The sequence below is a fragment of the Hornefia butyriciproducens genome (assembly GCF_009695915.1).
Classification (GTDB): Bacteria; Bacillota; Clostridia; order Peptostreptococcales; family Anaerovoracaceae; genus Aminicella; species Aminicella butyriciproducens.
Window position 1 is genome coordinate 120,275 of record NZ_VUMZ01000004.1, and the last position, 12,548, is coordinate 132,822.

Here is a 12,548-nt window from a genome sequence, read left to right on the forward strand (position 1 = left end):
CATTTGTGTTCCGTGCTCCGGCTTTCATCTTCGTGCTCCGGCCTGTCGCCCGGTTTTCGTATCATGCTCCGTATTTTTTCCAGGCCTCTTTTACCGCTGCTGCCACACGCTCCACCACAAGGGGGTTGAATCCGTCCGGGAGCACATAATCCGCCCTGAGTTCCTCCTCAGGAATTACGGCCGCGATCGCCCTCGCCGCGGCCTCCTTCATCTCCTCGGTAATCTTTGTCGCCCGGCAGTCAAGCGCGCCGCGGAAGATTCCCGGAAAAGCGATGACATTATTGACCTGGTTCGCGAAATCTGAGCGTCCGGTTCCCACAACCGCCGCACCGGCTTCTCTGGCCAGTTCAGGCATAATTTCCGGGACCGGATTGGCCATCGGGAACACGATGGGATCCTTCGCCATAGAGCGGATCATATCCTGCGTCACGACGCCGGGTCTGGAAACGCCAATAAAGATATCCGCACCTTTCATCGCGTCCGCGAGAGAACCCTCCAGGTTGTCTTTGTTGGTCACCCTCGCCATGGCCTCCTGCTCCGGATTGTTGTACGGCGCTCCCTCATAGATCGTTCCCTTACTGCCACAGAGAATGATATCGCCGAAGCCGAACCGCAGAAACATCTTTGCGATGGAAATTCCCGCCGCCCCGGCACCGCTGAAAGCGATCCGCAGTCCTCCCGGTTTCTTTCCCGTGACCTTCAGCGCGTTCAGAATTGCAGCTGCGGTGATGATGGCGGTTCCGTGCTGGTCATCATGGAATACCGGAATATCACATTTCTCAATGAGCCTGCGCTCAATCTCAAAACAGCGCGGAGCACCGATATCCTCCAGGTTGATACCGCCGAAGCTTTTGGAAATGTGGAACACCGTATTCACAATCACATCCGGATCCTTACTGTTCACGCAGATCGGCACCGCGTCGATATTCGCGAAGGTCTTGAACAGCGCGCACTTTCCCTCCATGACCGGCATTCCGGCCGACGGTCCGATGTCTCCGAGCCCGAGGACCGCGCTGCCGTCTGTAATCACAGCCACGGTATTGCCCTTTCCCGTGTAGGTATAGGCCAGCGATTCGTCCTTACTTATCTCCAGGCAGGGCGCGGCGACTCCCGGCGTATAAGCGACCGACAACTCATCCCGGTTGGTTATCGGAGCTTTGCTCTCGACGGAAAGCTTTCCTCTCCATTCCGCATGTTTCTTCAACGCAATTTCATTATAGTCCATAGTATATTCCCTTTCGTTCAAAAAGAAAAGGGCTGCGGTCTTCGCGACAGCCCTCTGTTTCCATTATTTTCAGTTCTTCAATGATTCAAGCCAGCTTCTTCCGACACGAATCTGGCGGCGAACCTCATCGGGAGCTGTCCCGCCGAAGGATTTTCTGGCGCTGACACACGCCGGAATGCTGATGTCGCCCAATGCCTTCCGGCTCAGCCGCGAGTCGATGGACCGCAGAGATTCCTCATCCAGTTCTTCCAGCTGACAGCCGCGCTCTTCGCACGCCTTGACCATGCGTCCCACGATATTGTGTGCCTCACGGAACGGAATTCCTTCCATCGCAAGATGCTCCGCGACATCAGTCGCGTTCAGGAAGCCTTTTGACAGCTGTTTTTCAATCTGATCCATGCGGAACTCGGTTTTGTCCAGCATCTTCGTAAAGATCTGTATGCACGCCTTCCAGGTGTCCACAGCGTCAAACAGCCCTTCCTTGTCCTCCTGGAAATCTTTGTTGTAGGCGAGAGGCGTTCCCTTGAGCACGGTGAGCATCTGCATCAGATCGCCGTAGACTCTTCCGCTCTTGCCCCGGAGCAGTTCTGCCATGTCCGGATTCTTTTTCTGCGGCATGATGCTGGATCCGGTGCAGAAGCTATCATCGATGGCGATATAGGAGAATTCCGAGGTATTCCACCATGCGAATTCCTCTGCCCAACGGGAAATATGCATCATGGAAATTGATGCATCGCTGAGGAACTCAATCGCATAATCCCGGTCGCTGACGGAATCCATCGCATTCTCCGTCGGTGCACGGAATCCCAGAAGCTCTGCGGTTCTGGCACGGTCTGTGGGGAAGGTGGTGCCGGCGAGAGCGCATGCTCCCAGCGGACAAAGATCCATCCTCTCATAGGTGTCCGTCAGACGCTCGATATCCCGGCGGAACATCTGGAAATACGCCATGAACACGAATCCGATGGTGATGGGCTGAGCGTGCTGGATATGAGTAAAGCCGACAGTAATCTCCTCCGCATACTGATCTGCCTTGCGCAGGATCACCTCCTCCAGCTCAATGAGTTCTGCCACAATAGCGCGAATCTCCTCCTTCAGGTACAGCCGGCCGTCCACCTGGCACTGATCGTTGCGGCTGCGGGCGGTATGCAGTTTCTTGCCCACTTCGCCGATCTCCTCGATCAAACGGCTTTCAATCCCCATATGGATATCCTCATCCTCCACTGTGAATACGATTTCACCGCTGCGAATCTTTTCCCGGATCCTCTCCAGACCATCTATAATCTGTCTGCTCTCTTCCTCCGTAACGATTCCCTGCGCCGCCAGCATGGTCACATGCGCAATGCTCCCGTCGATATCTTCATTATACATTCTCTGGTCAAACCCGATGGAAGCGTTGAACTCCTTCACGATCTGATCCATGTCCTTTTCAAATCTGCCTCCCCAAAGAGCCATATATGTTTACCTCCTGCAATTAAATTCGTTTATATTATACAACAAAAGGGAATATCATTCATCCTGTTTTTTGCTGTACTCCGCAATTTCACCGCATGTCGCGAACCAGACGTCCTTCTCTGACTGCATATGATCCAGCAGCTCCTCCAGAAGGCCCGTTCTCCCCGGCGCGCCGATCATGGCAGGATCCAGCTGAAGCACATAGCAAAGTCCGTACTCAGCCGCCCCGTCGAATTCATCGATCCAGTTGTCCAGAACCCCCGTGTAATTCGCGATGCGTCCCTGACCCGCAGGGAACGCCGGATGATAGTTGAAGGCGAAATACGGCAGATCATAGTTGACCCAGTGAATGGGAATCTCTGTCATGGTTTCTCCGTTGCCGAGATCAATCTCACAGGGGCGGTCGTCGCAGCTGAGGTTGCTGGAATACGCGAGACCGAGCTCTTTTGCCGCCTGCAGGGTTTCCAGCGTCAGTTCTCCCTGAGGAGTACGGAACCCCCGCGGCGTTGTCCCGCAGACCCTTTCGACAGTTTCTATGCTCTTTTTCAGGGAATGCTTCTGCTCTTCCTTTGTGTACAAAGCCATATTCTCATCGCGGCTGCCCATGACGCCGATCTCATGCCCCCGCTCTGCAATGCTCCGCAGGGTGTCCGCATAATGCTCCGCCACCCATCCGGGCACAAAGGCTGTCGCGCGCAGCTTCCGTTCCTCCAGAATGTCCAGGATTCTGTCGATGCCCCGATTCATTCCATACTGGCCGAGGGACAGCGTCTTAGGCTTGTCCGCACAGTCCGGATCCAGATCCAGCCAGAACAGCTCCGCATTCAGATTCAACGTGACTGCCGCAGCACAGCGATTTCCCTGCGGCCATACCGGTCTTTCCAGTTCCATCATTCTGCCTCCTTCCCAATCGGATACTGCCGGCGGTACCAGGCAGCGATTTCGCTTCCGGTCGCTACCCAGACGTCGTCTCTTGCCGTAATGTTACGGAGCAGATGATCCAGAATCCGGATGCGTCCCGGTGATCCCAGAACCTGTGGATGCCCCATGAAGGAAATTGCAAGTCCGTAACGGTAATGCCCCTCGAATTCTCTGAGGAAATTGTCCTCTACGTTCCGGTAGCAGGAGATCCTGTCCTGTCCGCAGGGTTCTGCCGGATACATGTTATAGGCCATTGCCACATAGTCATCCAGCTCCCATTTGGTGGGAATTTCAATGAAGTCGGTCGGCTCTCCGTCGATAACGGTCCGATACGGCCGGTCGTCACCGCGCATTGAGCTGGAATAGCGGAAGCCTCTCTCATACAGAAGCTTCGGCGTTTCAACCGCCCAGTCGCCGGAGGGTGTCCGGAAACCGGTGATTTCTTTACCGATCAGTTTCCTGAAGATGTTCTGTGATTTCTCGATGATCTCAATCTGCTCCTCCGTGCTCCGTCCCGCGAAGCGCTCATGGGCGTATCCGTGGTGTCCGATCTCATGTCCCTGCGCGTCGATCCGCCGGATCAGATCGGGATATCTTTCTGCGGTGAGTCCCGGCACAAAGAATGTCGCGCGCACGCCGTATTCCTCCAGCTTCGCCATAATGCGATCCACACACCGGTTCGGTCCGTACCGGCCCACACTCAGCGACCGCAGGTACCTGTCGCCGTTGGGCAGGCCTTTGTTGCCGTTTTCCCAGGTCGTGTCCCCGTCCACATCGAACGTGAACATGACCGCACACCGTTTTCCGTCCGGCCATTTTATGCTGTTGTCCATGCTTATACCCTCTTTCTTCGTTCTTCTGTCCATATATCGGTATCCAATTCCAGTCCAATGTCCGATGCCACGAATCTGCGGCCGTCGTTTTCGACATAATCCCTCAGAGCGCGAAGCACATACTTTCCTCCGAACAGAATAATCGGTGCATTGCAGAACACCAGCGCAATATTGATCAGATCCGACACATACCAGATATTGTCAAGTTCCAGTCCGGCGAGTACGCAGAGTGTCCCGAACGGAACAAATACAAGCGCACCGAGAATCCGGATCGTATTTTTGCACGCTTTTCCCTTGGAAATCCTGGTTCCTGCAATTGATGCAAAGGAAACGAGTCCCAGCAAAGAAGTGAATGCGAACAATGCGTAGCATATACAGATTATCAGAACGATTATCGCATCCGCACCGGTTCCGGGGGCCAGAGCCTTGATTGAATCCATAAATACGTCAATTTTCGATTGTGACAGAGTTGACCAGTCAACCTTCGGGTCGTCCCAGATATGCGCTGTGCATACAACAAAAGCACTGATTGTACAGATGACGATCGTGTCAACGAACACACCGATTGCCTGTACAAAACCCTGATCACAGGGATGATCCTGTTCCGATACCGCCGCCGACATTGTAATTGTTCCCTGGCCCGCTTCGTTGGAAAGCAGTCCTCTCCGGATTCCCTGCGACAGCGCTACGCCAAAGGCTCCTCCGAATACGGATTCGGGCTTGAAGGCGCCGACAAAGACACTTTCAATAAATGCAGGGAAAAACCGAATGTTGATCACCATCAGAAAGAGGACGATCGCAATGTAGATCACTGCCATCACCGGCACCATCTTGTCAGTTACCTTTGTGACCCGACGGATTCCACCGAACACGGCAAAGGCTGTTCCTACAATAATGACAACGGCCAGAACATAATACAGTGTCGAGGTTCTCTCCGCCACCGTTCCAGTAACGGCTCCGATTGCTCCACCCGTTGCTGTAAATACATGGAATGTCTGAATCGGAATACTCAGCATGGCGAAGATAATATAAAATACCGTAAGCGCGATGCCGACTGCCTTTTTGTTACCGCAAAGCTTCTGTCCGTAGTACGGCAGACCTCCAACGTATTCATCGCCGTCGCGCTCCTTAAAGATCTGCGCCAGTGTAGATTCGACAAACGAACTGGCCATTCCGAACAAAGCCGAAACCCACATCCACAGCAGCGCTCCCGGTCCGCCAAGAGAAATCGCGCCCGTTACCCCAATGATGTTTCCGGGACCGACGCGCATACCCATGCTGAGCATAAACGCTGCAAACGGTGATACTCCGTTATCACTCGCCTTTTTTCTGAATAGGACCTGCCAGCCGCGCCTGAAAAAGCGAAACTGGACGCCCTTTGTACGGCATGTGAAATATATTCCCATACCGACCAGCAAAATAATCGCGAACGGAAACGATCCCAGAACCGGGATATTCGCATACCACTCAAAATTCTGAGGAAACACCCAGAGAATATCGCCGATCGGGACAATATTCGCGAAAAAAGAATTGATTGCTTCCAAGATTCCCATAAAACTTCTCCTCCTGCACTTCATGCGGATCTGAGTAATACAAATCTGCTTCCTGAGATTTAAATCAATAAATCCTGCTTTCTTCCACATCATAGAAGCAATTCGTATGCCAAATGAAAAGGCGTTGGAATCCCAACACCTTTTTAATATGCTTTTTGAAATCGCATCATTTTGTAGGTTTTGTGGGTTAATTATTAACCTATAAAACCTACAAAATCTTTGTCAACTCCCTAAGGACTTTCTCCCCATCAGGTGTAATCATGCTTCCGGCCCGTCCCCGGCCTGTCTTAACGAACCCGTATTGCGCGAGAATCCTGAGATAATGCCGCAGTTCACCTTGTGTGACAGGAATACCCTGCGTATTAAGTTCCACGCCGAGAGGCATTCTCCCGGGACGGATTCCCTGATCACAGAAATCGAGAAGGACACGGAGAATTTCCCTGTACAAAACCAAATCTGCCCCTTCGTTTATCGTAAATTTCTCAAAAATTCCGGTATCCAGAGCTGTATTCTCCACATTCTTCCAGGAGAGAGCCTTTTTGGGGCTCTCCATTCTCAGCATATTAAGATCCTCACGTCTTATGATATCCTTTCTCTGATTAGACAGATATTCTATAACATTGCGGAGTTCCCGGTAATTCCCCTTCCAGCCGTAACCCATCAGGCGGTTCATTGCATCATCCGAAAACGTAAAACTCCCTCCGAATTTCCGTACATAATGCTCCACCAGTTCAGGAATGTCTTCCGGATGTTCCCGAAGCGGCGGAAGATTCAGCGGAAGTACATTCAGGCGATAATACAGATCTTCACGAAATGTTCCTTCTTCGACCATCTCATGCAGATCTCTGTTAGTCGCCGATATGATCCTGACGTCGATATCGATTTCCTTATCCGAACCGACACGAATCACGCGGCGCTCCTCTATCACGCGAAGCAGCTTAGCCTGCAGCTGAAGAGGCATTTCACCGATTTCATCCAGGAAGATTGTGCCTCCATGAGCGATTTCAAAATATCCGGCCTTTCCGCCCTTTCTCGCTCCGGTAAACGATCCCTCTTCATATCCGAACATCTCACTTTCCAGAAGGCTGTCCGGAATCGCCGCGCAGTTGACCGCCACAAAACTGCGAAAGCGTCGGTACGATGCATTGTGAATGCTTTGTGCAAAAAGCTCTTTCCCTGTCCCGCTCTCGCCGGTAATCAGAACAGATGATCCTGAATTCACCATCCGTTCCGCCTGTTCCACGACCTGTCTCATCCGCCTGCTTTCGCCGATAATATCAGAAAAATGATATCGCGCCTTATGGTGCCCGCCCGCGAGCTGAGAACGAATCACATGCTGCGCCCGTTCACGTTCCTCAAAATCCGAAATTGTAATGATATAGCCGGTTACTTCATCACCCGACTTCACTGGCACAGAAGACGTGACCAGTGTAGCACGGTCCGCCTGAATGATATGTTCCCCTTCCGTACCGGGCCCGGCCTCCGGCAGAACATCCTCGATATTGAAGCCCTCCAGCACCTTTGTCCGAAATGACATCAACTGATTTGCCTTTTCATTTGTCAGATAAATCTTACCGAGGATGTCAGTAACCACGATTCCTTCTTTCATCAGTTTAACCAGCGCCCGCATCCGGCTGAGCATCGTTTCCTTCTCTCCTAGAAGACGATCTACGCTGGCACTGATATAAAAATATTCTTTCCGCGCCTCAATTGCCTCTCGAGTGGAAAACTCATCGTAAACACCCAGCTTGTCCGCAATTTCGTAGAGACTCCGTACATCTACGGAGCTTTCACCAAGATTGATTACATGCTTGATTCCCGGAGGGACAAGCTGCTCCTCGTTCGGTGTAATCGCCAGTTCAATAGAATGATCATAATCCTCATAACCGCAGTAGGAATACAGTTCAACATCCCGAAATCCGGCATCATACATACTCGTGATCGTGTGAAGACAGGATCGGTCGTCATAATTAACGAGGAGCGCCCGCGTACCCTTCGGAATCGACTTCAGTTTCTCCATCTGTTTTTTGTTCAGCGACAAAGATAGTACAATGATCTCAGTATGTTCAGTAACCAGAGATCTCACCTGCTGAAAAATATTAAATGCCGAAATCAGAACGAAATCCTCCGAAATACCTTTTTTCTGCTCAACCTCCCTGATCGAGTAATCCGTAAATTCCGCATACCGGCCAAGGTATTTTTCCGTATTTTCCCTCAGAAAACGCGCGTATTTCTTTTCAGTTGCCACGACTGCTACCGTCTTCATATCAGTTCTCCAATCTTCTGCAGTTTGTGCTCTATTATAAATTGAATGCCGGAATGCGTCAACGGCAACACTCAGCGAATGCGATCATCCGGAGCCCGGATGGCGGATGTCAGACGCTGCATCCCCTTGCAAAGAAGCGACCCTAACAGAACAACATCAAACCCGATACGGAAAAGTAAAGCCGATGTGGAAGACTTGACAATTAAAACTGCACTGCTGTATAGTCAAATCATGAATATTTTTTATCAATACAAAGGATTGCCGTCTCAAATATATTACCTTTCCATTTCCCGCATGATCACCGAAATGGGAGTTATGTTTGTGTTCCCGTTCATGTCGCTGCTTCTGACACAGCGGCTCGGATTCACCGAGATACAGGCCGGATACTTCCTGGTATTTACGTCGATAGGCAATATGGCGGGCTCGCTTATTGGAGGGAAACTCTGCGATGAATTCGGACGCCGCATCGTCTACTCTGTTCTGACTATGATTATTGTGATCTCGATGCTCATCGGCGGCTGGTTCTGTATGCATCGCATCGTAGTTCTCTTTGTATTCATCTCCTATTCTGCAACGAGTGCATTAATGCCGGTCGTTTCGGCAATGATCATCGATCAGTCCACCGAAAACAATCGCAGTGAATGCTTTTCTCTGCTGTACCTCGCGGGAAACATCGGATGTGCGCTTGGTCCGATCCTGGCCGGACTGCTGTTCTACAATCATATGCCCTGGGTTTTCTACTGTCAGGCGTTTTTCTTCCTGGCCGCATTCGTCCTCGTCATCACCAGAATAGAAGACAGTTATATTCCGAACCGTCACAGAATGCAGGAGCACTGCGAGGTTTCTTCGGAGAGTCTGCTTTCCGTCACCCTGCACAGACCGGTTCTGCTGGCTTTCCTGCTGATACTCGTCGCACTCACGGCGTGCTATATTGAAATGGATTATGTATTTCCACTTCAACTGAATGAAGCTTATGGCCTGAACCTCGGCTCCAAACTTTCTTCCGGTGTATGGACGCTGAACGGAATCGCGGTTCTTCTGCTGACTCCGTGGATCGTTGCTGCCACAAAGAAGAACTCCGCTTTGTTTAATCTGATCTTTGCAGGCACGCTGTTTGCCGTCGGATACTTTTTATACAGCATAAACGTCGGCCGGCTGATTTTTATTGTCGCACCGTTCTTATGGACCGCCGGAGAAATACTGCTGACGACCTATTCGGGAGTATTCATTGCGGAGGTTTCGCCCGATACCCACAAAGGAAGATGCATGAGCCTGTATGAATTCACCCGCGGAATCGGGAAATGCATCGGTCCGGTTATTTTCGGCTATGTTATCACATACGGCAGTTATCGCTCTGCCTGGGTCATCGTCTCTGTCGTCTGTCTGACCTGCTCTCTGCTCACATACTGTCTCTACCGTAAGAACCGCAGTCTCTGACCGTTTTCGAGTGGTGCTGATGGATGCCGCCCCCGACATTTTCGTCCGGCCGGATGATGCTTGACAGAAAAATTCATACTGATATAATTTTTTCAGGAGGTACATGAACATGACATTAGGACGCGAAAAGGTGTGTTTTCTGAACACGCCGACTCCTCTGGAGCAGCTGGAAACCGTATCGCGGGAGCTGGGAATCCGGTTCTACATGAAACGGGACGATCTGACCAACTACGGAACGGGCGGCAACAAGCTTCGGAAGCTGGAATATTTTGTAAAGGATGCGCAGGACCGCGGTGCGACGATGCTCCTGACTGTAGGCGGAGCGCAGACCAATCACGGCAGACTGACTGCGGCGGTCGCCGCCCGCTACGGATTCCGTTCTGCCATCGTGGCGGTGGATCCGTATCCGGGAGAGATTTCCGCCAACCTTCTGCTGGACGGGATCATGGGATGCCAGGTATATCTGGTCCGCGAGGACGGCAGAACGCCGGACAGCCAGCTTCTTCAGGACGCTGTGGCACGGGTCACAAAGGAATGGGAGGAGAAGGGGGAAAGGGTCTACTTCATCCCTATGGGAGGTTCTGACGAACTGGGAGCGCTGGGTTATTACGACTGTGCTCTGGAACTTGATGCTCAGATCCGGGAGCAGGGAATCACAAATCCCCATATAATCGTCACCGTCGGGAGCATGGGCACCTATATGGGTCTTGCGACGGCCATCGCAAACGAGCATCTGGATATGAAGCTTACAGGCATCGGAATCATGCCGTACCGGGACATCGCCGGTCACGCGCTGGATTATTATGAACGGGTGAAAAAGACTTACGGTCTGGAAGCAGTTCTGAAAGCAGAGGATTTTCATATCAACACTGATTTTGACTATGGCGCCTATAACAATCCTGTGGAGGACGTTCGCAAGGCCATCTACTACATGGGACGCAAGGAGGGAATCATCCTCGATCCCTGCTACACCGGCAAGACATTCAACGCAGTAAAAAAGCTCGCCGAGCGCGGCGAACTTCCGAAAGAAGATTCCTATATCATGATCCATACCGGCGGTATCCCGGGCATCTATACAAAGCACCATCGCTCCGAGATGGAGGTGGAGCTGATGAACTATATGCATATCATCTGAAACACACCGCAGCCGAAGTGTGTGCTCCAAAAGCAGATTCCTCCGGGCGCCGGGTTGCGGATTATTCTGATGTGCACGTTCTGAGATACACGTGCTCCGGAGCATCCTCAGCAGCACAGACAGAATGGGAGTGCGGAACAGCAGGCCAGCGCGCCGGCGTCCATGCTCCCGTTTTCATTATAGCCGTAAGCATCGGAGCGCTGGCGGTACACTCCGCCCAGAGTGCTCATCTGCTGCAACGCGTCCCGGTACTCCGGATTTTCCGGATCCATGTTTATCGCCTGCTGCACGTTGGCGATTCCGTCCCGAACCTGCCCCTGATTGTAGGAGAGAACTCCGCTGAGGAAGAACCATTCTGCATCCCGGTTCTCCGCATGAATCAGCATCTCATACGCCGCCGCATTGTCTCTTCGCGCCAGCGCCGCACGGATCTGTGCATATTCCGGATTTCCACCCCCATAGGCGCTTCCGTAAGCACCTCCGTACTGTGCTCCGCCGCTGTACGCCGCACCGCCGGAAGCATTGCCGTATGCGCCGCCATAGGAACTTCCGGAGGCCGCCGACCCATCCTTTGTGAGCATATCATACGCCTCATTCACCTGCTGCAGCTTCTCCTCAGCGAGATCCGCCAGCGGATTGCCCTGATATTTGTCCGGGTGATATTTCTTTACCAGCTCGCGATACGCCTGTTTGATTTCCTTCTCCGAAGCGTTCCGCCGGACGCCCAGTACCTCATACGGATCATTTATCATCGTCGGCACCTTCTCCCGCGAGGACCTTCTCGGTGCGGCGGCGAAGGCCGCAGTAGACTATATTGTCCAGTATCGTTTTATTCTTATGGAACTCAATGAGATCGTAGGCCTTGACCAATCCGTCCAGGTAAAAATACAGCGCCGGCTCGATCATGTCACGGGCCCTTCTGCGGTCCGTAATTCCCAGATCCAAGAGCGGATTGAAGCGGTGCTCGTCCCGATCCTCCTCAAAGTCATCGATGATGTCGATGAGATACAGCCAGCAGCCGAGGTTCTCCGCAAACTCCCCGACACTGCGAATCTGCTCCTCCGGCATCACAAAGCCGGTGAATACCGCTTTCATGACACGCCCGAAGCAGGTGGACATCTTCCGGACGTTGGATTTCCCTTCTACCTCATAGGAATAAAGTTCCTGCAGGCTCTCATTGATGATTTTCGCCTCCTCCGGATGCATATTCGCCGCTCTCTCGTACTTCGACGCGATGCGGACGATCTTCCCCCGGTATTTGGAGCGCTCACCGTCGCGCACATCATCAATATACTGCTCCGCCCGCAGAATAATCATCATGTCCGCCGCGTATTTCACCGACTGCTCCTGCACCTCCACTGGCTTTTTCCGGAACGGATGCACGATGCAGTGCTCATATTTGATATGATCCTCTCCCGCCGTCAGCGCGCCGAGGAACATGGCGAGGAAGGTCATGTCGTTGCTGAGCCACAGCCGACTCACCTGCCCGTAAGACTCACTGACCTCCTTACACAGACCGCAGTAATAACCGTTATATGTTTCCAGATCACGAAGCTTCAGATCGTGTTTATCCGGTTCTATATATCCAAGCATGAATAATCTCTCCTTACTGAGTATGCGCCTGTCCGTTCCGCACAGGCCGGAGCGTGCGCAAATCACTTATCACAATAGAAAAATCTTATAATAAATTTGTGACATTTTCAAGTATTTACGGTGAGAAAGTGAA

10 protein-coding genes are annotated in these 12,548 nt (G+C 52.1%); 2 read left to right on the plus strand and 8 right to left on the minus strand.

What is annotated here, in order from left to right:
• Nucleotides 1-61 precede the first annotated feature (61 nt).
• From FYJ64_RS05580 to FYJ64_RS05605, 6 genes are all read right to left on the minus strand, one after another.
• Nucleotides 62-1,225 (minus strand): NAD(P)-dependent malic enzyme, encoded by a 1,164-nt coding sequence (locus FYJ64_RS05580; RefSeq protein ID WP_154574217.1) that lies wholly within the window; start codon nucleotides 1,223-1,225, stop codon nucleotides 62-64.
• A 69-nt stretch (nucleotides 1,226-1,294) separates the two neighbouring features.
• The gene (gene argH, locus FYJ64_RS05585) at nucleotides 1,295-2,677 is read right to left on the minus strand and encodes an argininosuccinate lyase (protein WP_154574218.1); all 1,383 of its coding nucleotides are present in this window, start codon (nucleotides 2,675-2,677) and stop codon (nucleotides 1,295-1,297) included.
• Nucleotides 2,678-2,731: 54 nt separating this feature from the next.
• Nucleotides 2,732-3,571: a polysaccharide deacetylase family protein gene (locus FYJ64_RS05590; RefSeq protein WP_235897121.1), complete on the minus strand. Its 840-nt coding sequence runs from the start codon at nucleotides 3,569-3,571 to the stop codon at nucleotides 2,732-2,734.
• A complete protein-coding gene (locus FYJ64_RS05595; RefSeq protein WP_154574219.1) occupies nucleotides 3,568-4,431 on the minus strand; it encodes a polysaccharide deacetylase family protein in 864 nt (287 codons plus the stop codon). Before FYJ64_RS05595 ends, FYJ64_RS05590 begins: the two co-directional genes overlap by 4 nt.
• Nucleotides 4,432-4,433: 2 nt before the next feature.
• Entirely contained in the window at nucleotides 4,434-5,984 is a 1,551-nt protein-coding gene (locus FYJ64_RS05600; protein WP_154574220.1) for an alanine/glycine:cation symporter family protein, read from the minus strand.
• A 208-nt stretch (nucleotides 5,985-6,192) separates the two neighbouring features.
• Complete coding sequence (locus FYJ64_RS05605) at nucleotides 6,193-8,250, minus strand: sigma-54 interaction domain-containing protein (protein WP_154574221.1); 2,058 nt, start codon at nucleotides 8,248-8,250, stop codon at nucleotides 6,193-6,195.
• 231 nt (nucleotides 8,251-8,481) lie between these two features.
• Here FYJ64_RS05605 and FYJ64_RS05610 point away from each other — a divergent pair, with 231 nt between their 5' ends.
• On the plus strand, nucleotides 8,482-9,687 hold the full coding sequence (locus tag FYJ64_RS05610; protein WP_328596991.1) for an MFS transporter: 1,206 nt from the start codon (nucleotides 8,482-8,484) through the stop codon (nucleotides 9,685-9,687).
• A 109-nt stretch (nucleotides 9,688-9,796) separates the two neighbouring features.
• On the plus strand, nucleotides 9,797-10,822 hold the full coding sequence (locus tag FYJ64_RS05615) for a 1-aminocyclopropane-1-carboxylate deaminase/D-cysteine desulfhydrase (RefSeq protein ID WP_154574223.1): 1,026 nt from the start codon (nucleotides 9,797-9,799) through the stop codon (nucleotides 10,820-10,822).
• Between the two features lie 107 nt (nucleotides 10,823-10,929).
• Here the strand turns inward: FYJ64_RS05615 and FYJ64_RS05620 are convergent, their stop codons facing one another.
• Both FYJ64_RS05620 and FYJ64_RS05625 read right to left on the minus strand, forming a co-directional pair.
• Nucleotides 10,930-11,574, minus strand: coding sequence for a DnaJ domain-containing protein (locus FYJ64_RS05620; protein ID WP_154574224.1), 645 nt, complete (start codon nucleotides 11,572-11,574; stop codon nucleotides 10,930-10,932).
• Complete coding sequence (locus tag FYJ64_RS05625) at nucleotides 11,564-12,415, minus strand: DUF5685 family protein (RefSeq protein WP_154574225.1); 852 nt, start codon at nucleotides 12,413-12,415, stop codon at nucleotides 11,564-11,566. Before FYJ64_RS05625 ends, FYJ64_RS05620 begins: the two co-directional genes overlap by 11 nt.
• Nucleotides 12,416-12,548 lie beyond the last annotated feature (133 nt).